This window comes from Oceanicaulis sp., assembly GCF_965249665.1.
Taxonomy (GTDB): domain Bacteria; phylum Pseudomonadota; class Alphaproteobacteria; order Caulobacterales; family Maricaulaceae; genus Oceanicaulis.
On sequence record NZ_OZ252247.1, the window covers coordinates 2,533,146 to 2,555,849 of the forward strand.

18 protein-coding genes are annotated in these 22,704 nt (G+C 59.7%); 8 read left to right on the forward strand and 10 right to left on the reverse strand.

The annotated features are described in order from the left end of the window. Nucleotides 1-42 precede the first annotated feature (42 nt). Together ACP154_RS12180 and ACP154_RS12185 are read right to left on the reverse strand one after the other, a co-directional pair. A complete protein-coding gene (locus tag ACP154_RS12180) occupies nucleotides 43-966 on the reverse strand; it encodes a YihY/virulence factor BrkB family protein (protein ID WP_421858812.1) in 924 nt (307 codons plus the stop codon). A 93-nt stretch (nucleotides 967-1,059) separates the two neighbouring features. Further along, nucleotides 1,060-2,208, reverse strand: coding sequence for a CaiB/BaiF CoA transferase family protein (locus tag ACP154_RS12185; protein WP_421858810.1), 1,149 nt, complete (start codon nucleotides 2,206-2,208; stop codon nucleotides 1,060-1,062). A 103-nt stretch (nucleotides 2,209-2,311) separates the two neighbouring features. Here ACP154_RS12185 and ACP154_RS12190 point away from each other — a divergent pair, with 103 nt between their 5' ends. Continuing rightward, entirely contained in the window at nucleotides 2,312-3,547 is a 1,236-nt protein-coding gene (locus ACP154_RS12190) for a diguanylate cyclase domain-containing protein (RefSeq protein WP_421858807.1), read from the forward strand. Here the strand turns inward: ACP154_RS12190 and mfd are convergent. Beyond that, nucleotides 3,544-7,032: a transcription-repair coupling factor gene (gene mfd / locus ACP154_RS12195; protein ID WP_421858804.1), complete on the reverse strand. Its 3,489-nt coding sequence runs from the start codon at nucleotides 7,030-7,032 to the stop codon at nucleotides 3,544-3,546. The two genes, ACP154_RS12190 and mfd, sit on opposite strands and share 4 nt — an antisense overlap. A 181-nt stretch (nucleotides 7,033-7,213) precedes the next feature. Beyond that, the gene (locus ACP154_RS12200) at nucleotides 7,214-7,537 is read right to left on the reverse strand and encodes a succinate dehydrogenase assembly factor 2 (RefSeq protein ID WP_133723276.1); all 324 of its coding nucleotides are present in this window, start codon (nucleotides 7,535-7,537) and stop codon (nucleotides 7,214-7,216) included. 80 nt (nucleotides 7,538-7,617) lie between these two features. Between ACP154_RS12200 and recG the strand changes: the two genes are divergently transcribed. Both recG and ACP154_RS12210 read left to right on the forward strand, forming a co-directional pair. Continuing rightward, nucleotides 7,618-9,711: an ATP-dependent DNA helicase RecG gene (gene recG / locus ACP154_RS12205; RefSeq protein WP_421858801.1), complete on the forward strand. Its 2,094-nt coding sequence runs from the start codon at nucleotides 7,618-7,620 to the stop codon at nucleotides 9,709-9,711. A 176-nt stretch (nucleotides 9,712-9,887) separates the two neighbouring features. Then, nucleotides 9,888-10,100, forward strand: a complete 213-nt coding sequence (locus ACP154_RS12210; RefSeq protein WP_107713215.1) for a cold-shock protein — start codon at nucleotides 9,888-9,890, stop codon at nucleotides 10,098-10,100. Nucleotides 10,101-10,186: 86 nt separating this feature from the next. Here ACP154_RS12210 and ACP154_RS12215 read toward each other — a convergent pair whose 3' ends face one another. Beyond that, nucleotides 10,187-10,915, reverse strand: coding sequence for a DUF502 domain-containing protein (locus ACP154_RS12215; RefSeq protein ID WP_421858799.1), 729 nt, complete (start codon nucleotides 10,913-10,915; stop codon nucleotides 10,187-10,189). A gap of 118 nt (nucleotides 10,916-11,033) precedes the next feature. Between ACP154_RS12215 and ACP154_RS12220 the strand changes: the two genes are divergently transcribed. Then, nucleotides 11,034-12,248, forward strand: a complete 1,215-nt coding sequence (locus ACP154_RS12220; RefSeq protein WP_421858797.1) for a DUF3089 domain-containing protein — start codon at nucleotides 11,034-11,036, stop codon at nucleotides 12,246-12,248. 3 nt (nucleotides 12,249-12,251) lie between these two features. On the opposite strand, the gene rfaE2 is transcribed toward ACP154_RS12220, so the two are convergent. Further along, nucleotides 12,252-13,718 carry a D-glycero-beta-D-manno-heptose 1-phosphate adenylyltransferase gene (gene rfaE2 / locus ACP154_RS12225; RefSeq protein WP_421858794.1) on the reverse strand — a complete coding sequence of 489 codons (1,467 nt, stop codon included), beginning with the start codon at nucleotides 13,716-13,718 and terminating at the stop codon, nucleotides 12,252-12,254. Nucleotides 13,719-13,735: 17 nt separating this feature from the next. After that, nucleotides 13,736-14,596, reverse strand: coding sequence for a 3-deoxy-8-phosphooctulonate synthase (gene kdsA / locus ACP154_RS12230; protein WP_421858792.1), 861 nt, complete (start codon nucleotides 14,594-14,596; stop codon nucleotides 13,736-13,738). 123 nt (nucleotides 14,597-14,719) lie between these two features. On the opposite strand from kdsA, the gene ACP154_RS12235 reads away from it, so the two are divergent. From ACP154_RS12235 to ACP154_RS12250, 4 genes are read left to right on the forward strand one after another with little or no spacing between them, the layout of a single operon-like run. Continuing rightward, nucleotides 14,720-16,162: a cryptochrome/photolyase family protein gene (locus ACP154_RS12235; RefSeq protein WP_421858789.1), complete on the forward strand. Its 1,443-nt coding sequence runs from the start codon at nucleotides 14,720-14,722 to the stop codon at nucleotides 16,160-16,162. Next, nucleotides 16,159-17,520: an NAD(P)/FAD-dependent oxidoreductase gene (locus ACP154_RS12240; protein WP_421858786.1), complete on the forward strand. Its 1,362-nt coding sequence runs from the start codon at nucleotides 16,159-16,161 to the stop codon at nucleotides 17,518-17,520. The genes ACP154_RS12235 and ACP154_RS12240 overlap by 4 nt, the downstream gene beginning before the upstream one ends. Nucleotide 17,521: 1 nt before the next feature. Continuing rightward, the gene (locus ACP154_RS12245) at nucleotides 17,522-18,343 is read left to right on the forward strand and encodes a DUF1365 domain-containing protein (protein WP_421858784.1); all 822 of its coding nucleotides are present in this window, start codon (nucleotides 17,522-17,524) and stop codon (nucleotides 18,341-18,343) included. A 47-nt stretch (nucleotides 18,344-18,390) separates the two neighbouring features. Then, entirely contained in the window at nucleotides 18,391-19,632 is a 1,242-nt protein-coding gene (locus ACP154_RS12250; protein ID WP_421858782.1) for a class I SAM-dependent methyltransferase, read from the forward strand. A 21-nt stretch (nucleotides 19,633-19,653) separates the two neighbouring features. Here ACP154_RS12250 and ACP154_RS12255 read toward each other — a convergent pair whose 3' ends face one another. From ACP154_RS12255 to ACP154_RS12265, 3 genes are read right to left on the reverse strand one after another with little or no spacing between them, the layout of a single operon-like run. Further along, nucleotides 19,654-20,457: an SDR family NAD(P)-dependent oxidoreductase gene (locus ACP154_RS12255; protein WP_421858780.1), complete on the reverse strand. Its 804-nt coding sequence runs from the start codon at nucleotides 20,455-20,457 to the stop codon at nucleotides 19,654-19,656. A 9-nt stretch (nucleotides 20,458-20,466) separates the two neighbouring features. After that, on the reverse strand, nucleotides 20,467-21,996 hold the full coding sequence (locus tag ACP154_RS12260; protein WP_421858778.1) for a cryptochrome/photolyase family protein: 1,530 nt from the start codon (nucleotides 21,994-21,996) through the stop codon (nucleotides 20,467-20,469). Then, nucleotides 21,996-22,682 carry a DUF6134 family protein gene (locus ACP154_RS12265; protein WP_421858775.1) on the reverse strand — a complete coding sequence of 229 codons (687 nt, stop codon included), beginning with the start codon at nucleotides 22,680-22,682 and terminating at the stop codon, nucleotides 21,996-21,998. Before ACP154_RS12265 ends, ACP154_RS12260 begins: the two co-directional genes overlap by 1 nt. Nucleotides 22,683-22,704 lie beyond the last annotated feature (22 nt).

Consider the following 22,704-nt stretch of genomic DNA (forward strand, 5'->3'; position numbering starts at 1 on the left):
GTTTAATTTGGGTTCGCGTTATAGCCGATATGGCTCTTGAGGCTAGTCCTTTTCCTCCGGAGCCGGCTTTTGATCGGGGTGAGCTTCGCCTCTGTGGCGATCAATCTCGACGGCGAGCGCGCCACCGAAAAACACGGCGTAGGCCGACCAGTAGACCCATAACAGAAACACGATCAGCGTGCCTAGCGGCCCGTAGGTGCTGGGATTGACGATGGTCGCCACGTAGAGCGTGAAGCCTTTGGACGCGATCAGCCACAAGCTCGCGCCCGCGCCGGCGCCGATCAGTGAAGCGGGCCAGCTGGTCTCTCCGGCGCGCTGCATGACAAACCGATAGAGCAGCGTCAGCGCCGTCAGCATGGCCAGATAGGAAATCGACCATTCATTGATCAGGCTGGCGCCAAAATCCGCTGCTTCGCTGCCCAACATGCGCAAGGCGGGGCGGATCATGTTGGGGATCGTCAAGATCGCCAGATTGGCCAGGACCAGCAAGGCGCCGCCCGCGATCACAGCGCCCATGGCCAACAGGTTGAAATGCAGAATATTGCGCAGATCACCCCGCCGGGCGATTTGATTGAGGCCCGCAATCATTGCTTTGGCCCCGCGGGCGGCGGCGAACCAGGCGATCAATAAAGCCAAAGCGCCTTGCAAGGTCAGAGAGGCGTTTGACGTTCCGGCAAGCTCAGAGAGCTGGGTTGTCAGAAAAGTGTTGGCGGATGGCGGCAACACATCAGTCACCTCAAGCCGAGCCACCTGGTTCAAAGCGTCGTCAGCAGAAAACAGCAAGCCATAGACAGACGCCGCCACCAGAACGGCGGGCACCAGCGCCAATAGGCCAAAGAAGCCCGCGCCCCCGGCGAACAGCATCACCTCGCGCGCCATCATGCGGTCGACGGCCCGCACAGTAATCTTGATCGCCGGGATGCCCCAGGCGAAACGGATCAGGGACTTGATTTTGACCAGCGGCATGGCGCTCAGCGTTCAAACCTGTTCGAGCCTAAAGACCACCGAAGGCCTTGCGCCCGCGATTTGCGACTGTTTAGCGCCTCTTTCATCCCCCTGTCAGCCTAAACCCCCGGCGTTTTTCAGTGCAGTGATGTCTGCGTCGGAAAAGCCCCAGTCGTGCAAGACCTCTTCAGTATGCTCGCCGGGCTTGGGCGCAGCGCCTTGAATGGCGCCGGGCGTGCGAGAGAAGCGCGGCGCAGGGGCGGCCTGCCTTACGCCCTCGACCTCGACAAACACGCCTCTGGCTTTCATGTGGGGATGATCTGTCGCGTGCTGGGTGTCGAGCACGGGCGCAAAACAGCAGTCGGTGCCGTCTAATAGCGACACCCAGTGCGATTGCGGTTCGGCTTTGAAAGTATCCTCGAACGTTCGCCGCATGTCCGGCCAGGTCTTGGCGTCATATTGCGCCTGCATGGCGGGATGGTCAGACAAGCCCAGCTTGTCGAGCAACAGCAGGAAGAATTCCGCTTCCAGCGCGCCAATCGAGATGAAGGCGCCATCTGCACACGGGTAGACATCATAAAAGGGCGCGCCGCCATCCAGGAGGTTTTCGCCCCGAGGCTGGCTCCACAATCCCATGGCGTCCAGCTGATGCACCGCGCCCATCAGGTGCGCAGCGCCATCCACGATCGCGGCGTCGACGACCTGCCCCTCGCCCGTCGCACGGGCGTGATGCAATGCCGAGAGCACCCCGACGGCGAGATACATCGAGCCGCCGCCGAAATCGCCCACCACATTGACCGGCGGAACCGGTTTCTCCTTGGGCCCAATGGCGTCGAGCGCGCCTGTCAAAGCGATATAATTGAGGTCATGACCCGCGGCGTGGGCGAGCGGGCCATGCTGCCCCCACCCTGTCATGCGTCCATAGACGAGCGCGGGATTGGCTTTCAGGGCCTGTTCAGGTCCCAGCCCCAAACGCTCCATCACCCCCGGGCGATAGCCTTCAAGGATGATGTCAGCTTTTTTCATCAGCTTCAGGCACGCTTTCACTGCGTCCGGGCTTTTGAGATTGAACGCCGCCGATCGCCGACCGCGCGCCAGGATCTCCGCCGGGCCGCCGCCGCCAGCATGGGGACGATCGATCCGGATCACCTCTGCACCAAGGTCGCTGAGCAGCATGGCGCAGAAGGGCGCAGGTCCCAATCCAACAAATTCCAGGACTTTAACGCCACGCAAAGGGCCTTGTGCTTTTGTATCGGTAGGCATGGTGCTGAATCGCTTTGTGACAATTTCAGGAATCAAAGTTTTGACACTGAACTCAGAACGACACAATCTTGCTGCCTCGGGTCGAGGGGGGCAGACGGGGCGGATGTTTTCCATAGCAGTCATGGGCGATGACGCCGGTGCGCGTGAAACCGCCGAGCTACTGGCGCAAATGGGGTTTCAGGTCGCAACCCACATTGAAACGGGTTGCGAAGCTGTCGTGAGTTTCGGCCCGCTCAACGAGGATCTTCCATCAGACCTTTTGCATCTGGCGATTGGCGAACATGAGTGCGCCCGTCTGGATGCACGGCTGCCCCTGAACGCCCATCCTATACAGATCGCATCACGTCTGCGCGCCCTGTCTCGCCTGAAAGTGCTTGAGCATACGGCGCAACTCAGACTGCAAAGCGCTCAGGAAGCAGGGTATCAGCCTGCGCCGGTTCCGGTGAATGATGATGATTCAACGGTGTTGTTTGTCGGCGCGCCTGGCCCCTCCTTCATGCGGCTGCAGTTTGCGATGTCAAAGGCGGGTATCCAGACCATCGCCGCGTTTTCGACTTTCAACGCCTTTGATTATTTGCATGAGCGCACGTTTGACGCGGTGATCCTGAACACGCGTCCGGAACCGGGTCTGGCGCATACGGTCTGTTCCGCCATGCGCCGCAATACGCGCCTCTATCATACGCCGGCGATCCTTCTCACCGCCGAGACCGATTATGCGGGTGCGGATGAAGCGTTCGCGCGGGGCGCATCTGATATTCTCTCTGACGCCGCCAGCAATGACGACATGCGGGATCGCGTGATGGCGCTGGCGTCAGAACGCCGGCGCCGCCGCCTGGCCAAGGCGCGGCTGGAAACGTGCCGTTTGCCGAGCCTGCTCGACGAAACCTCAGACCTCTACAATGAACGCTTTGGCCGTGTTCACCTGCAAAGCCTGATGAATCAGGCTGCAGCGCGCGCTGAACCGCTGAGCTTGATCATGTTGACGGTCAGCGCGCCGCAAGAGGCGGGCATGAGCGGTTTCGCCAAGGCGTCCGACCAGTTCGCCGGCATGTTGCGCCATTGCGTGCGCGCGGAAGACTTTGTTGTGCGCCTCGGGCAGGACCGCTTCATTATCGCTCTTCCCAAAACGCCCAAAGTGGAAGCGACTCTGGTGTCCAATCGCGTCTCCGCCATCGCCGAATGCACGGCCTATGAAGGCGCAGACCCACTCAAACCCTTCCGGCTCGAATTGAGCCCATCCATCGAGGAAGCCGGCGGTGAAACCAGCGCTGAAGCCCTGATCGACCAGATGGTGCGCCGCTCGAATGTGCTGCCGTTCAGTTCCGCCAGAACCGGCTAGGCTGCTTCCTTGGCCCGACGCGCCGCGTCGGCCACCGGCGCCAACAGCCGGAGCGCACCTTTCAGACGGTCCATCGGATCGGGGAAATCTCCTTTGAGCACCAGCGTGTTGTCCGGTCGCAATTTGTAATCGGTCGGGCGCTTGGTCATCAGCTCCACCAGCGCGCCTGGATCGCCGAAGCCGTGCTCGCGGAACGTGGCGACCGCCCCTTTGGGGCCTGCATCGAGCTTGGCCACATTCGCCCTTTTGCACAGGGCTTTAAGCGCAACAACTTGAAGCAAACTCTCAACTTCATCGGGGAGCTTGCCGAACCGGTCGATCAGCTCTGCAGCGAAGCCTTCGCGCTCCTGTTTTGTGTCCAGAGACGACAGGCGGCGATAGAGCGCCATGCGGACGTCGAGATCGGGCACATAGTCTTCAGGGATCAGCACCGCCGCGCCCACATTGATGGCGGGCGACCAGTCACGCTCTTCCAGGCTGGAATCGCCCTGAAGGGTCGCCACAGCTTCTTCGAGCATGGACTGATAAAGCTCCACGCCCACATCCTTGATATGACCTGATTGTTCCTCGCCCAGAAGATTGCCGCCGCCGCGCAGATCGAGATCATGGCTCGCCAGAGTGAAACCGGCGCCGAGACTATCAAGCGATTGCAGCACTTTCAGGCGCTTGTCGGCGGTGGCGGTGAGTTTCTGATTGGCGGGCGTCGTGAGGTAAGCGTAGGCGCGCGCCTTGGCGCGGCCCACCCGGCCGCGCAGCTGGTAAAGCGGCGCCAGGCCGAACATGTCGGCGCGGTGGATGATCATGGTGTTGGCGGTGGGGATGTCGATGCCGGATTCCACGATTGTGGTGGAGACCAGCACATCGTAACGGCCCTCATAAAACGCCGTCATGATGTCTTCGAGTTGCCCGCCTGCCATCTGGCCGTGGGCCACCACAAAGCTGACCTCAGGCACCTGTTCGCGCAGGAACTTCGAGATGTCTTCGAGATCTGAAATGCGCGGGGCCACATAATAGCTCTGCCCGCCGCGATAACGTTCGCGCAGCAGGGCTTCACGCACGGTGACACTGTCAAACGGCGTCACATAGGTGCGCACCGCCAGACGGTCTACGGGCGGTGTGGCGATGATGGACAGATCACGAATGCCCGCCATGGACAGCTGCAGGGTGCGCGGGATCGGTGTCGCCGTCAGCGTCAGCACGTGGACGTCCGATTTGAGCTCCTTGAGGCGTTCCTTGTGTTTGACGCCAAAGCGTTGCTCTTCATCGATCACCAAAAGGCCCAGATCGGCGAACTTCACAGTCTTCGCCAGGATGGCGTGGGTGCCGATCACGATCTCGCAGGTGCCCTCCGCCAGCTCTTTACGTGTAGCGGTCGCTTCTTTCGCAGGCACGAGCCGGGAGAGCTGTCGCACTTTGACCGGCCAGCCTTTGAAGCGTTCGGAGAAGGTCTTGAAGTGCTGGCGCGCAAGCAAAGTCGTCGGCGCAACGATGGCGACCTGCCGCCCGCTCATGGCGGCGACGAACGCCGCGCGCAACGCCACTTCGGTTTTGCCAAAGCCCACATCACCGCAGATCAACCGGTCCATCGGGCGGCCCTTGGCGAAATCTGAGAACACATCGTCGATGGCATGGAGCTGATCGTCTGTTTCGACATAGGGGAAGCGGGCGGCGAATTCGTCATAGAGCCCGCTGGGCGGGGTCAGCACTTCGGCGTCGCGTGCATTTCGGGTCGCGGCGATCTTGATCAATTGATCCGCCATGTCGCGCAGACGCTTCTTGGCCTTGGCCTTGCGCGCCTGCCAGGCGCCCGCCCCCAGACGGTCAAGTTGGGCGGTTTCGCTCTCCTGGCCATAGCGCGACAAGAGCTCGATATTTTCAACTGGCAGGTAAAGCTTGCTGGCGCCGGCGTATTCAAGCTCCAGGCAATCGTGCGGCGCGTCGCCCACCGAGAGGGTTTTAAGCCCCAGATAGCGCCCGAGACCATGATCGGCGTGCACCACCAGATCGCCGGGAGTCAGCGTCCCGGCTTCGGCGATGACGTCCGCCGTCTTTTTCTTCCGGCGTGGCCGCGCGAGGCGATCACCCAGAACATCCTGCTCTGCGATGATCACGAAATCAGGCGTCTCAAAGCCGTGTTCAAGCGGCAAGACAATGCGTGTGATCGTCTGTCCGCTCATTTTGTTGGTCGCGCGCCAGTCTGCCGCTTCCATGATCGGTTTCAGGCCATGATCGCCCAGCACACTGGCGAGGCGGTCAGAGCCGCCTTCTGACCAGCTGGCGAACAGTACGCGCTTGCCGGATGACCGCAGCGAAACAGCGTGCTTGGCCGCAGCGTCAAAGACATTCTGATCGGCCTGGCGTTCGGCGGCGAAGCTGCGGCCCTGTTTGCCGCCCATATCGATGACATTCTCACCGGCTTCCTGAAACGCCGTGAAGCGGCGCGCGGCGCGCTGATCTGTTTCACGCGCCCACTCGTCTTCATCCAGATAGAGCGATAGGGGCTCCAACGCGCGATAGGCAGGCGCGCCCATCGCTCCGGCCCCGGATTTCGAGGCGGCCTGCCGCGCGTCATAATAGTCGCGGATCTGCTCAAGGCGTTCGTCCAGCGCGTCTTTCACCAGCGGGTCGAGCCCCACCAGAGCGCCCTCGCCCACATAGTCAAAAACCGTGTCGAGATGATCATGAAACAAAGGCAGCCAATGCTCGGCGCCGTTCGGGCGCGCGCCGACGCTGACAGAATCATAAATCGGATCGCCGGATCCGACCGCTCCAAAGTTTTTCAAAAAGCCCGAGCGGAAACGCGAAATGGCGTCCGCGTTCAGCACAATCTCGCTCACGGGCGCAAAGCTGACCGATTTAAGCTGAGTGGTTGTGCGTTGGGTCTCAGGGTCAAAGCCGCGCACGCTTTCCAGAACATCGCCAAAGAAATCGAGTCGCACCGGCTCTTCCGCATCCGCAGGGAACACGTCGATCACCCCGCCTCGCACGGCGTAATCGCCGCGTTCGGTGACGGTGGCGGTGCGCACATAGCCGTTTTCCGCCAGATGCTGTTTGAGCACTTCGGAATCGAGCACGCCGCCGGGGTTGGCGCTCAAACCGCCGCCTGACAGGGCAGCTTTTGGCGCGCAGCGCTGAAGAGCGCCCGACACCGTGGAAATCACGAGAAGCGGTTTTGTCTCTTTCGGCTCGCGTTGCGCCAGCGCATGAAGCGCCCCGGCGCGGCGGGCCGCAGTGCGCGGACTGGGGCTGATCCGGTCATAGGGCTGACAATCCCAGCCGAGCAGCCGTAATTGCTCGAGATCGGGCGCAAAGAATTTCGCCGCCGCTGCGAATGCGCTGGCGCGGGCTTCGTCGGTGGCGATGTAGAGCCCCACTCCGCCGCGTGCTCGCAACGCGTCACAGAAAATCAGGGCGTCAAAGCCTTCAGGCGCGCCGCAAACCGTTAGTGATTGGGAGGACTCTGCAAGCGCTTTGTAATCGTTCACGGTCGGGCGTCCTCAATACAATTTCGCCCCCGCGCCAGTTTGACGGGGGGTGTTTTTCACATTTCTATTGCTCGCCCCCGATGAAGCCCGGGGAAAAGCGGTTAAAGCGCAACCTCATCAAAATCACGCGCGCTCTGAATTCCGGCTTTCGCCGGGAAAGAGGCGTCAGACGGATTGCATGTTAGCTGGACGGGCCGTCGCCCTCGGCGGCGAGCGCTTCATAGTCAAAGCTCTTCAGCGCATCCAGTACCGGACCTTCATAATTTGACGGGGTCTCGATCGTGCCGCAGATCCAAGCATACACTTCAGTGTCGGGCGCATCCAGAAGCCGTTCAAACTCATCGACCTCGTCTGGCGACAGGTCATAGAGCTTCGTGTCCGCGAAGCGTCCCATGATCAGGTCAGCTTCCTTGAAGCCTCGCCGCCAGGCGCGAAACGTCAGTCGCTTCAGCCGCGCGTCAGGGTCGATGGGCGTGTTCGGATCGGAGAAAGGATTATCACTCATGAGAGCGCATATAGCGCGCAGGTGCGGTTGGGTGAAGGGCGAGACTTTCGCGAATCCAGTTCACGGGCGATGTTAGCGACATGCGCCCTCAATCGCTCTTCCCGCTCTTTGCCGATCTGACCACGCTCAAGGGCGTGGGGCCTCGGCTTGCGGCGTTGATGGAGAAGGTAGCGGGGCCGCGGGTAAAGGATCTGATCTTCACCGCGCCCACAGGATTGGTGGACCGGACGCACCGGGTGTCGATCTCTGACGCGGGCGACGCCGGCAATCAGGTGCTCGTCACCATTGAGGCGGAGGTGGAGGCGCATATCCCCCGCCCCACGATGAAGCAGCCCTACAAGGTGCGCCTGCGCGACGAAACGGGCTGGCTTCATCTGGTGTTCTTTAACGCCAAGGCGGACTATCTGCGCCGCATGCTGCCCGAAGGCTCTACCCGGTTGGTGTCGGGCAAGGCGGAGCGGTTCGCCAGCGAAATCCAGATGGTGCATCCGGATCTGATCGCTGATCCCAAAGCGGTCGAGGACAAGGATCTCTTGCAGCCCGTCTATCCGCTGACGGCGGGGCTGTCGGTCAATGTGATGCGCAAGGCGATGACGGAGGCGCTCAGCGGCCTGCCGGATCTGCCTGAATGGATCGATTTGCCGCTCAAAGCGCGTGAGGACTGGCCGGGCTGGCGCGAGGCTTTGCTGGAGCTGCACGCCCCGCGATCGGGTCTTGATCTGGAGCCGGCGTCGCGGGTTCGCAAACGCCTCGCGTTTGACGAATTATTCGCGCATCAGCTGGCTTTGAAACTGGCGCGGCGGGACCGTAAGGCTCGCAAAGGACGGCCCTTGGCGGGGGATGGCCGCCGCGTGACGCAGCTTTTAGACCATGCACCCTTCACCCCGACCGGCGCGCAGATGCGCGCGTTTGAGGCCTGCAAGGCGGATATGGACAGTGCGCAGCGCATGATGCGGCTGGTTCATGGTGATGTGGGCTCTGGCAAAACTTTTGTCGCTGCGCTCTGTGCCGCCCATGCCGCTGAGGCTGGTGTGCAGACTGCCTTGATGGCCCCTACTGAAATCGTCGCGCGCCAGCACGCCAAGGTGATGCGCGAATTGCTAGCGCCCGCCGGGATATCGGTCGTGGCGCTCACCGGGCGCGACAAGGGCAAGGCGCGCAAGGAGCTGGAGGCGCAGATTGCCTCGGGCGAAGCGCAAGTGGTGTGCGGCACCCATGCCTTGTTCCAGGACAGTGTCGATTTCGCCGATCTGGGACTGGTGGTGATTGATGAGCAACACCGCTTCGGGGTGTCGGACCGCCGTAAGTTGACCATGAAGGGTCGCGCGCCGGACGTGCTCGCCATGTCCGCCACCCCTATTCCGCGCACCCTGACCTTGGCTGCCTTCGGTGATCTTGATGTCAGCCGTCTCGATGAAAAACCCGCAGGCCGCATTCCGCCCGACACCCGTGTTGTGTCTGGCGAGCGGCTCTTTGAGATTGTCGAAGGGCTCAAGCGCGCTCTAACCAAGGGCGAGCGCGCCTATTGGGTCTGTCCCCTGGTTGAGGATAGCGACACCTCTGATCTCGCCGCCGCCGAAGCGCGCCATCACATGCTGTCTGAAATGCTGCCAAATACACGCATCGGGTTGGTGCATGGCCGCATGCCGGCGCGCGACAAGCAAAAAGCCGCCGAGGATTTTCGCGCCGGCGAGATTGACGTGCTGGTCGCGACCACGGTGATCGAAGTGGGCGTGGATGCGCCGGACGCGACCATCATGGTGATCGAACACGCTGAACGCTTTGGCCTCGCGCAACTTCATCAGCTGCGCGGGCGTGTGGGCCGGGGCGACAAACCCTCCACTTGCCTCTTGCTCTATCATGGGCAGCTGGGAGAGACGGCGCGCGCGCGGCTGGAGATCATGCGCAATTCCGATGACGGCTTCGTCATCGCTGAGGAAGACTGGCGTTTGCGCGGCTCGGGCGATCCTCTTGGGTTGAAACAATCGGGCCTGCCGGATTACCGAATCGCCGATCTGGCCGCTCATGCCGACCTTTTGGAGCTCGCCAGCGACGCGGCGCAGTACGAAACCGCGCGCGAAGACGTATTCGCAGGGGATCGCGGAGAGGCCCTGCGCACCTTGCTGTACTTGTTTGAGCGCGATGAAGGCGTTCGGCTTATGCGGTCTGGATGAGATATCGCTGGCGAAGCCTCTGAAATTCTGCTAGAACGCTGCCAATCGATTTATGGCCAGGTTTTCGGTCACAAGCGCCTCGGCGCTGAACTCCACTCCCTCCACATGTCGATGTCCGCCACAGCTCCACTCGGGGGTTATGGTGCTTAATTCTTGTCTACAAAGGACACACAACAATGGCTACCGGCATTGTGAAATGGTTCAACTCCACCAAAGGCTACGGCTTCATTCAGCCTGACGACGGTTCCAAGGACGTGTTCGTGCACGCCTCCGCCGTTGAGCGTGCGGGCATGCCCGAGCTCACCGAAGGTCAGCGCATTTCTTATGAAGAAGAGCGCGACCACAAAAGCGGCAAAACTTCCGCAGGTTCGCTTGCGAAAGCCGACTAATCTGATCTGAAAAGATTGGATGAAGAGCCCCCCGGATGATCCATCCGGGGGGCTTTTTTATGCCCCTTTCCCCGGCAACCTTGATGTCAGGGCTTTTTAGGGTCGGTGTCTTCTGATGATGAATTCTCACCCGTCAGTGGGTCGTCAGGCATCAGGCCAGTACCGGCCTTGCGCGGTTCCGCCTGAGGGATCGCGCCATCGGGCAAGCGATCGGGCGTCACCATGCCAAAGGAGATGATGAGCTTGGCGGCTTCCTCCACCGTCAGGTCAAGCGCGATCGCCTTGGACTTTGGTACGAACAACAAAAACCCAGAGGTCGGGTTCGGCGTGGTGGGTATGAAGACACCGATTACGTCATCGCCTTGGCCCACCACAGAACGGATGACGCCGCGGCCCTTCGAGGCCACGAAGGCGACCGCATAGCTGCCCGCCATCGGATATTCCACCAGCACCACTTCCTTGAAGGAGTTCTGTTGGCCCTGAAAAACGGTCTCCACGATCTGTTTGAGCGCGGCGTAGATATTACGAATCAGCGGCACGGAATTCAGCACGCGCTCGCCCAGATCGAGCAGGCTGCGCCCGAAAATATTCGCCGCCAGCGCCCCGAGCAAGGTAAGGCCCAGCACGGCGATCAACAGCCCCATGCCCGGTATGGCGAAGGGCAGATAGCTTTCAGGATTGTAGCGGGCCGGAACCAGGGGCTTGATCACCTGGTCCACGAAGGTCACGAAGCTGTAGATCAGCCAGAATGTGATGCCGATGGGGGCGGCGACAACGACGCCGGTCAAAAAGCGATTGCGTAGCCAGCGAAGCACGTCGCTCAACTCCTTTTACTGCGTCCAGATCGGACGCCTCTCTGCAATGCCCGCGAATATGGGAGGAATCAAGGCTGCCTCTTGCTGACGTCCCAGTTGCAAGCGTATGAGTGTGAGCATGAACGGCCCTTTCAACATCCCCCTCACCGCCTGGTTGCGCTGGCTTTTGTTGAGCGCTCTGGGTGGCTTTGTCCTGTTGTCCGCGCTCAGCGCCTTTGTTCTGCGCGACCAGATTTTCCAGACTTTCCTGGATCCCGGCGTACCGTTTCAGACCTATGAACGCCCTCCGGCCCCTGACTACACACAGGATGAAGCCTGGGCGGCCCGACCGGGCGTACGCCTGCATGACGAGGCGGGGCATCCGGCTGTCTTTTTCATTCATCCGACCACATATGACGGTGGCAGCCATTGGAATGCGCCCTTTGACCGGCCCCAGGAAGCTGTGGAGGTGTCCCAGATTATCCTGCCGAACTACGCCGCGCCCTTTCTGGTGCAGGATGTGGAGCTTTATGCGCCGCGTTACCGTCAGGCGTCGCTTTATACCTTCATGAATAATCGCGAAGATTCGGTGTTGGCTCGCGAGCTGGCCCAAACGGATATCCAGCGCGCCTTCACCCAGTTCCTGCGCGAAGCAGATCCAGAACAGCCGTTTTTCATAGTCGGTGTCGGTCAGGGCGGCGCGATTGCTCTGGACGTACTGGCGCGGCGCGTAGCGCCAGACCCGGCTGTGGCCCGGCGATTGGCCGCCGCTTACATCATTGATTCTCCTACACCGCTCGACCTGCTGGCGGGGCCGCTCTCGACCATTCCGGTATGTGCGGATCCGTCCGACATTCGCTGTGTGGTCAGTTGGATCGCCGTGCGTCCACAAGAAACGGCGCGCATTGAGGCCCTGACACAACGCTCTCGGGCGCTTGACGCCAGGGGGCGCCTGACCGCGGTTGAGGGTCGGGCTTTGCTCTGCGTCAATCCCGTTCTCTGGACGGCGAATGAAGATTACGCGCCGGCACGTCTGCATCGGGGGGCTGCAGCTGCAGAAGGTCTGTCGCTCACTGACACGCCCTCGCCCATGACCAACCAGACAGGCGCGCAGTGCCAGAGCGGCCTGTTGATGATTGACCAGCCGCGGGCCCGCGCCCTGCGTCGATCTGGGCGCTTGGCGGAGGATCGCCGCGTCCGGTCGTCCAACCTGTTCTACATGGATATCCGCGCCAATGCTGAAACCCGGCTCAACACAATACGCGCCGTCATGGCGGACGAGGCGCGCTATGCGCCTGCGCTGGATGCGCCCGTGGAAGTGGACGTCGCGCCCATAACCCCGATTGACGGCTAGGCGCTAGCCGTCCTGTCTCAGGCGATTGACGATATTGGTGGTGGAAAGCCCGTCCATGAGCGGCGCAAGCACGATTTCTCCGCCAGACTGACGCATAAAGTCTGCGCCCGGCAGTTCTTCGGCCACATAGTCGGCCCCCTTGATCATCACATGGGGGCGGATTTCCGAGATCAACTCGGCGGGCGTGTCTTCGTCAAAGATCACCACACGGTCCACCATTTCGAGCGAGGCGAGCATGGTCGCGCGCGTCGCCTGATCATTGATGGGACGGTCATCGCCTTTCAAGCGCTTGACCGAGGCGTCAGCGTTCAGTCCAACGATAAGGCGGTCACACACCGAGGCGGCATGGCGCAGCACCGACAAATGACCTGGGTGCAGCAGATCAAAGCAGCCATTGGTAAATCCGACTTTCAAGCCGCTGTCGCGCCAGTCTGCTGACAATTCAGCCATTGCAGGGCGGGACATGACACGCCAGTCCGGCGCCTCTTCTCCCACTTGCGCGGCGTCCAGGATTTCCTCTGGCGAAACGGTGGCTGTGCCGGGTTTGCCGACCGCGACACCGGCCGCGAGGTCGGCGAATTCCATAGCGTCCTTCAAGGATGCGCCCGCCGCAATGGCGAGCGATAGCCCGGCCAGCGCTGTGTCGCCTGCGCCTGACACATCATAGACATCGCGCGAGCGGGAGCGGTGGTGGTGAAGGGATCCGGTTTCGTCGAGCAAAGTCATGCCCGCGCCCCCGCGCGTAACCATCACAGCCTGTGTTCGCGACAATTGAGCCTTGAGCGCTCTGAGCGCTGTTGCAGCGTCTTCGTCGCTGGAAACGCGTATTCCTGTTTCTGCCTCAAGCTCACCGGCATTGGGTTTGATGATGCTGGCGCCGTCATATCGGCTGTAATCATAACCGCGCGGGTCGACGCTCACAGGCTTGCCCGCTTCGCGCGCCAGAGCGATAGCGGCTTGCACCAGATCACGCGTCACAACACCGCGACCATAATCTGAAACAATCAATATATCAGAATTTTGGAGGGCTTTTCTTATGTAATTGAGAAGGTCTGTCACAGTATGGGGCTGGATCGCCTCGACCGGGTCACGATCCACGCAGAACATCTGTTGGTTATTCGACACATAGCGAATTTTCGACGGCGTGGGACGTTCGGGCGTCCGCACGACGCCTTCCGCATCGCCACAGGCGGCCTTGACCAGATCAATCGCGGCCTCGCCCTCTGCATCGGTCCCGGCGACTGAGATCAGACGCACCTCTGCGCCAAGGCTTGAGAGATTACGTGCAAGATTGCCAGCGCCGCCCAGCATGGCCGTGCGGCGTTTTTCCGACAGGATCGGCACGGGCGCTTCACGCGAAATCCGATGCGTGTCGCCATAGACAAAGCTGTCATACAATAGATCGCCCAGCACGACGGCGCGGCGATTTTGAATGGCGGCTAGAAGGTGCGCAGCCCGTTCACGCAACATGGCGCTCTCCAGAGCGATTAGAGTTGAATGACGGGATTGGACTTGGCCAGCGCGTCAAAAGCCATCAGATCGCGCACAACCTCTTCAAACCGGTTGAGCGGGATCATGTTCGGGCCGTCAGAGGGGGCATTGTCCGGATCCGGGTGGGTCTCCATGAAGACGCCAGCAATACCCAGAGAGACCGACGCGCGCGCCAGATGCGGTGCAAACTGACGCTGACCGCCCGAAGAGCCGCCCTGCCCGCCAGGCTGCTGAACAGCGTGCGTGGCGTCCATCACGACCGGCGCGCCCGTCTGCTTCATGATCGGGAAGCTGCGCATGTCCACAACCAGCGTATTATAGCCAAAGCTGGCGCCGCGTTCGGTGGCGATCACATTGTGGTTTCCGGCTCCGGTCAGTTTGCCGATCACGTTGGGCATGTCCCAAGGCGCCAGGAACTGGCCTTTTTTGACATTGATCACCTTGCCGGTTTGCGCGGCAGCGATCAGCAAATCCGTCTGGCGGCAGAGAAAGGCCGGGATCTGCAGAATGTCTGCAGCTTCGGCGACAATGGCGCACTGTTCAGCTGTGTGAATGTCGGTCAGCAGCGGCAGACCGCTGGTCTCCCGGATTTCATTAAAGACCTCAAGAGACGCTGACAGACCCAAACCGCGCTTGCCGGACAGGCTGGTGCGGTTCGCTTTGTCAAAAGATGTCTTGTAGACAAGATTGACGCCGGTGCGGTCTGCGATCTCCTTGAGCGCCATGGAAACTTCAAGGCCGTGCTCGCGGCTTTCAAGCTGGCAAGGACCCGCGATAATGGTGAGCGGCTTCTCATTACCCATTTCCAGCACGCCGCCCTTGGGCAGCGGAATTTCGACGACGGCGTTCGGATTCATGAGAAACGCTTCTCCACTTGGCGTTGGGACAGACGGCTATGTGTCAGCCCCTGATCCAGAGGATATAAAACACCGTATAGCCAGACACCATACTTCGTCCCAGAACGCGTGCATTGCAAACCCATGACTGATTTGAAAAAACCTGTAATTGTCTGGTTCCGCCAAGATCTTAGACTGTCTGACAACCCTGCCCTGCTCGCCGCCGCTGCTACTGGCGCGTCTGTGTTGCCTGTCTACATCCTTGACGATGACGCACCAGGCGAATGGAAGCCTGGCGGCGCGAGCCGGTGGTGGTTGCACCATTCGCTCGCCTCACTTTCCCGCGATATCGAGCAAATGGGCGGGCGATTGATTATCCAGCAAGGCCCGGCGCAGTCCTGCCTCGAAGCGATCATTGAAGATACAGGAGCGGACGCGGTTTTCTGGAATCGTCAATACGAACCCTGGGCCCGCAAGCGCGATGAAGCCATCAAATCAACGCTGAACGATGCTGGCGTCAAAGCACGATCCTTCAACGGCTCGTTGATTGTGGAGCCTTGGGAGATCGCGACGAAAGCCGGCGCGCCCTACAAAGTGTTCACACCTTTCTGGCGGTCCCTGAAAGCGGGGCATACGCCGTCTGAGCCGTCCTCTCGCCCTGACGAGTTGACCTTCCAGGACTATCAAGGCGGATGCACGCTTGAGGCGTTGAAGCTCTTGCCCACCAAGCCCGATTGGGCGGGCGGTCTGAGAGAGAGTTGGACGCCTGGCGAAGCGGCGGCGCACGGGCGGCTTGGTCAATTTCTCCAGCATAGCGTCACAGAGTATTCAGATCGCCGGAACCTGCCGGCGGAACATGGCACCTCGAAATTGTCGCCGCATCTGCATTTCGGCGAGATCAGCCCGCGCCAGGTCTGGCATGCAGTCAAACGGTCCGAGCACGGGCAATCAGAGGACGCAGACACTTACCTGAGTGAAATCGCCTGGCGAGAGTTCAGCTACAATCTCCTGTATCATTTTCCTGACCTGCCCGAGTCGAATTTCCAGTCCAAGTTTGACGGATTTGAATGGACGGGACAGTCGAAGGATCTGGAGGCATGGCGTCAGGGACGCACAGGGTATCCGATCGTGGATGCCGGCATGCGCGAGCTTTGGGCGACTGGATGGATGCACAATCGTGTCCGCATGATCGTCGCCAGCTTCCTGATCAAGGACCTGATGATTGACTGGCGGGAGGGCGAGGCCTGGTTCTGGGACACTTTGGTTGACGCGGACTTGTCGAGCAATTCAGCGTCTTGGCAATGGACGGCCGGGTCCGGCGCAGACGCAGCCCCGTATTTTCGAGTCTTCAACCCCATCGGGCAGTCAGAAAAGTTTGATCCAGATGGTGAGTATCTTCGTAGGTGGTTACCAGAGCTGACGAATTTACCGAACAAGGCGATTCATGCCCCCTGGACGGCGGATAAGTCGGTCCTGAAAAAAGCTGGCGTCCACTTGGGTGAAACCTATCCCGAGCCGATCGTCGACCATGGTGAAGCGCGCAAACGCGCACTCGCCGCCTTTGAAAAGATCAAGGACTCCGCATGAGCCCGATTACGCCTTTGCATTCCCACCCCTTGCGTGTCGCTGTTATTGGCGCGGGCGTTTCCGGTCTTGGCGCCGCCTGGGCGCTGCGCAATGTTCACGACGTTACGGTCTTTGAAAAGCGAGAGCGGTTGGGCGGTCACGCCAATACCGTGCGCATTGACTATGACGGTGCGCAGATCGATGTGGATACGGGCTTCATTGTCTTTAATCCGCTCAACTACCCCAATCTGATTGCGTTGTTCGCTCATCTTGGCGTGGAGAGCTACCGCACGGATATGAGCTTTGGATTTAGCCTGGACCGGACGTTTGAGTGGTCCTCGAACGGCCTTAAGGGTCTCTTTGCCGACCCCAGCAACCTCTTTAATCTCAGTTATCTGCGCATGCTGCGCGACATCTTGAAGTTTAACAAAGCCGCGCAGAGAGACCTCGAGACTGGTGGTCTTGAGGGCTTGAGCCTGGGTCAATATCTGGACCGCCTCGGTCTGGGCGAGGCTTTCCGCTCGCAATATCTTTTGCCCATGGGCGCCGCCATCTGGTCCTCGTCTGAAGCGGGCATGTCAGACTATCCGGCTGAAACCTTCATCCGCTTTTTCAAAAATCATCGGCTGATGCACGCCAAACGGCCCAAATGGAATACGGTGCAAGGCGGCAGCCGCACCTATGTCAAAAAACTGGAAGCCGACCTGCTCGATGCCGGCGTCGAGTTTCAAGCGCAGGCAAGCTCTGTCAGTCGCACCGCAGAAGGCGTGACGATTGAGGACGAAAATGGTCAGACGCACCAGTTTGACGAGGTGATCCTCGCCTGCCATTCCGATCAGGCGCTGGCTTTACTGAAGGATGCGGATGAAGACGAGCGTCAGCTTCTGGGCGCGATCCGATATGGGGCTAATGAAGCCGTCCTGCACTGCGATACGAGCCTTACTCCAGCTCGCAAGGGCGCTCAGGCAGCCTGGACCTATCTGCGTGAAGGCAGCGCTGAAGCAGCGGTTACCTATGACATGAATCGCTTGCAGGGCATTCGATCAGACCGGCCGCTCTATGTGACGCTGAACCCGGTCCGCCAGCCAAGACCAGAAACCGTATTCGGCCGTTATCAGTACGATCATCCGCAATTCAATGCGCCCGCCCTCGCCGCGCAGCGGATCTTCAATTCCATTCAGGGCGTTCGCAACACCTGGTTTGCGGGCGCGTGGTTGGGCTACGGGTTTCATGAAGATGGCTTGCGCGCCGGTCTGCGTGTCGCGTTGCGGCTGGGAGGTCAGATTCCGTGGACCTTCGCAGAGGGTGACGTGGATGGAGGCGCCTGGTCGAGACCCGCTGAGCCGTCTCGTCTGAAAGCCCATGTCGCAGCTGAATAAGATGATAGCCGACCCTCAACCTGCGGGCAGTCTGTATGTCGGCAAGACTGTGCATGAACGCCGCGCGCCGTTCCTGCACCGGTTCAGCTACCGGCTCGGCTCCATGCTGTTGGACTTAGATCGGCTCAGTGCGGCGGATCGGCTCAGCGCGATCTTCTCGGTTGGGCGGTTCAACCTTTACAGCTTTTATCCCAAGGATCTCGGTCCGCGCGATGGTGGCGATCTGTCATCCTGGGCACGCAATCTGTTCGCGACTTCCGGGGTTGAGGTGGAGGCGCAAGACCGGCTCTCCCTGCTCTGCGCCCCGCGTGTACTGGGCTATCAGTTCAATCCGCTGTCGATCTATTTCGCCCATGACGGCGACGGGCGATTGAAAGGTCTGATCTACGAAGTCCATAACACCTTTGGCGAGAGTCATTGTTATGTGGCGAAGGCCAGTGAAGGAGCCCGACAAACCCATGACGCTGAGAAAATCTTTCACGTCTCTCCGTTCTTCGATCTGGGCGGGCGTTATGAGTTCACGCTGCGTGACCCTGACGACAGCTTCCATCTGACGATTTTCAAACAGCGTGAAGACGGTCCGGATTTTCTGGCGACCATGGCCATGAAGCGTGCGCCGTTAAACACCGCTCAACTCGCGCGATTGTTCCTGACCCAACCGTTTTCGAGTTTGAAAACCATTCTCGCCATCCATTGGGAGGCTTTGCGGCTCTGGATCAAGGGCGCTGTCTATCACAAGCGCAATCCTTCATCCGCCAATGCCTCTCTGGCGCATCCCGTATCCCGATCCTCGCGCGCCGGATTTGGCGCCGAGCGGGATTAATTGTAAACTTGGCGTTACACGCAAATGCGTAACCGACGGAGCCGCCAATGACCGACTTCGCCGCAGACCCGCTGGTTCGGGCTGACTCTCCGGCTGTGATCGACCGCCTGAAGGGCGTGCCGCGGGGGGTGCGACTAACCCTTCGCATGTTGTTGAAACTGAAGGTCGGAACACTGACTGTGGTGTTGCCTGACAGCCGAGCTGTACAGTTTGAGGGCCAACGTGAAGGCCCTGACGCCGTCATTGAACTGGCCAATTATTCTGTCGTTCGAAAAGTGATTTCGGGCGGCGATGTCGGCTTTGCGGAAAGCTATATGGATGGGGACTGGACGACGCCGGATCTGGCGGCCGTCCTTACCGTCTTTTCCGCCAATCTCGACGAAATGGCGCACATCACCCGTGGCGGGCCAATCACACGGTTCTTCCACTGGCTGTACCATTTGCGGCGCGCCAATACGAAAAGCCAGGCGCGCAAGAACATCGAAGCTCACTATGATCTGGGCAACAGCTTTTACGAGTTGTGGCTAGACGACACGATGACCTATTCGTCGGCCCGGTTCACCGATGGCGTCACGTCTTTGAAAGAGGCGCAGACCGAGAAATACGCCGCCCTCGCCCGGTCCATGGACTTGCAGGCGGATCACGAGGTTCTTGAGATCGGTTGTGGCTGGGGCGGGTTCGCCGAATACGCAGCCGGTACAGTTGGCGCGAACGTCACATGCCTGACCCTGTCTCCCGCGCAGCGAGACTATGCTCTGGCGCGGATCGAGAGTCTGGGTCTGTCTGACAAGGTGACGATCAAGCTGCAAGATTATCGCGACGAGACGGGTGCGTATGACCGGGTGGCCTCGATCGAGATGTTTGAGGCTGTCGGACAGGAATTCTGGCCCAGCTTTTTCGATAAGGTGTCGTCGGTTCTGAAGCCGGGCGGGAAAGCTGGTCTTCAGATTATTACCATTCGCGACGACCTGTTTGAGACCTATTCAAAACGCGCAGACTTCATCCAGCGCTACATTTTCCCCGGCGGCATGATGCCGAGTGTCGAGAAACTTGAAGCCTGTTTTGAGACGGCGAAGCTTGACCTGCTCAAAACCGACCAGTTCGGTCTCGACTATGCGGACACGCTGAAGTTGTGGAAAGAGCGGTTTGATGACGCCTGGCCCAAAATTGAGCCTATGGGTTTTGACGAGCGGTTCAAATGCATGTGGGATTTCTACCTCGCCTATTGCGAGGCTGGATTCAGAACCGGGCGCATTGATGTGGGCCAGTTCACGATTTGCCGCGCCTGATAGGCCACTAAAAAGCCCGCATCATGCGGGCTTTTTTTCGTCCGGTGGTTTGTCCCAACCCGTTTGCTTTCGGACCAAGGCGATGTGCCAATCGCGCGGCAGGGCATAGATCAGTTTCAAGATCCAGGTGAAGCGTTTCGGGAAGGTGATCTCAAACCCGTTGCGGTTCATCCCTTTGCAGATGCGTTTGGCCGCGGTCTCCGCGCTCACCATGAAGGGTTTGGGGAAGGCGTTATCATCCTGAGCCGGAGTGTCCACGAAGCCGGGCGTAACGCACTGGACTTTCACCCCATAGCGACGAAGCTCTATGGCTAGGCCTTCCGCCATGTTCAGAAGTCCAGCTTTTGTCGCCCCGTAAGCCGTTGCGGTGGGCATGCCGCCAAAGGCTGTGGCGGATGAGACAATCACCAGCTGACCCTTGCCGCGCTCACAAAAGCGCGGGGTCAGTGCACAGACACACGCAGTCGCCCCCTTTAGATTCACATCAAACGTCTTGGCGTAGTCCTCAAATCGCGGCCTCTCAGCCTCGATCGAGATATAGACACCAGCGTTCAGGATCGCTCTGGCGATTGGACCGTGATCGGACTCGATTTGATCAACTGTGGCCGCGACGGCGCGATCATCACTGATATCAACGGGATAGGCAAAAACCTTGCCGGGGTGGCGTTGCGATAGCGCATCAAGCTTGTCAGCGCTTCTGGCCGAGATCGCCACACGCCAGCCGTCCTTGACCAGATCAGCGAGCAAAGCTTCACCAATTCCCGAACTGGCGCCGGTCAGCCAGCACAGCCCGTCAGCGGGCGACGGAATTACAGGCGTTTTCATGTCCAGTCCTCACTCGGCGATGCCGATGCGTTTGAAAAACCGTTGGCTGTCGGCGGCGATGGCATCGGTTTTTTCGTCCGTCATCCGATCCAGCGTCTTGTAGATCATGGACAAACGGTGATTGCCCTTCAGGCGTTCCCGATTCTCGATCAGGAAGTTCCAGTACAGATAGTTGAACGGACAGGCCTTGGGGCCATTTTTCTTGGTCACGGCATAGCTGCATGATTTGCAGCTATCGCTCATCTTGTTGATATAGCTCCCCGATGCGGCGTACGGCTTGGTCGCCATCAAGCCGTCATCAGCGTAAAGCGCCATGCCGTGGGTATTGGGCGCTTCCACCCATTCATACGCATCTGCGTAAACGGCGAGATACCAGTCATTGACCGCCTTGGGGTCAATCCCGGCCAGCAAGGCAAAGTTTCCCGTCACCATCAGCCGCTGAATATGATGCGCGTAGGCGTGTTTGCGGGTCGTGGTGACGACATCGCGCACGCACGCCATGTCGGTGTCGGCCGTCCAGTAAAAATCCGGCAAAGGCCGTTTGGCTTCAAGTGCATTGCGCTCAAGATAGTCCGGCATGAACCGCCAATAGATCCCGCGCACATATTCACGCCAGCCCAGAATTTGCCGGATGAATCCTTCCACGGCGTTCAGCGGCGCATCGCCCTTCTCATAAGCGGCCTCTGCCTTTCGGCAGACCTTGAGCGGGTCAAGAAGACCGATATTGAGATAGAGCGCGATCACTGAGTGAAAGAGGAATGCGTGACCCAGCTTCATCGCATCCTGATAATCGCCGAAGTTGGGAAGGCCATTTTTTAGAAACCAATCCAACTGCGCGTCTGCGTCTTCAGCGGTCACCGCGTAGCCAAATGGTTCAAGGTCACCGAACTGATCAGGAAACTGTTCCCCGACCAGGTCGATCACTTGCCGGGTCATGGCGTCGGGTTCGACCCAGGCACGGTCGGGCGGGGTCACATCAGCGGGCAGCGATTTGCGGTTATCCTGATCAAAATTCCATTGATCGCCGGTGGGCTTGTCTCCATCCATCAAGATGCCGGTCTCCCGACGCATCTCGCGATAGAAATACTCCATGGTCAGGCGCTTGCGCCCGTCCGCCCAGGCGTCAAACCGGTCCAGCGAACAGATGAAGCGATCATCACGACGGATCTGAACCGGCAACTCGAACGCGTCAGACCAGCGCTCCATATCCGTCTTCAGGCGATACTCGCCCGGGGCCGTCAAGACGATTTTATCAAAAGCTTTCGTCTGAAGCGCTCGCTTCACTTCCGATTTGAGAGCGCCGGTGTTTTCAGGATCATCAAGTCTCACATAGCGCACGGATTTGCCGCCCCCTTCCAAGCTGGAGGCGAAATGACGCATGGCGGAGAAGATGAAGGCGATCTTTTTGGCGTGATGCGGAACGTATGTCGCTTCTTCAGCGACTTCCGCCATCAAGATTAGGTCGCCATCTTCGTAATCAGCAAGACTTGATATGGATGCGCTGAGCTGATCGCCGAGAACGAGTCTGAGGGTTGGCATCAGCCCCTCATCGGGTCCGCGCGGCGTTCATAGCGAATGGTCTGGCCCCTCGCTTCAAACTGACAGCCGGCCCAACGGCCGTTTTCATCATACCAGAGGTCGACGGTCAGCTCGCTTGAGAGCCGGTAACGATGGGCGGTGATGCGTGCGCCATCGGCCGCCAGCATTTCTTCGCCCAGATAATCCACCGTCACATCCAGTTCGCTGCCATGTTCGGTATTCAGGATGTCGTATTCGCCTGTGCGATAGCCGCGCCAGTGCGAGCTGGGCAGAACCGAGAGCGGAAATTCCAGGGAAATCGCGCCCATGTCTGGCGTTTCGCCTTCCACATCCAGCCCGTCCTGGGTCGACTGAGCCTCGACACGATAGGTCTCGCCATCTTTGAGGGTCTCAGCGTTCAGCCCTATCAGCTGGCCTTCACGCCAGCGTTCTGTGGACTGGTGCTCATACCGAAAGACAGTGATCGGTCCCAGACCGGCGCGGAGCTCGATGTCGACGGAGACCAGCAAATCTCCGCCATCCTGTTCGAAATGGACTGCGTGCGTACCCATCCGCTTGTCGCCATCGCGATAGACGTCAAAAATGATGCTCTCGCCGGCATTTGGCATTGGGTTGATCGAAGGCGCGTTATCGGCAAAACCCCATGCGGGGCTCGACAACACAGCGCCTGCACTCATGGTCGTCATGATCAGTCTTAACATAGTGAAG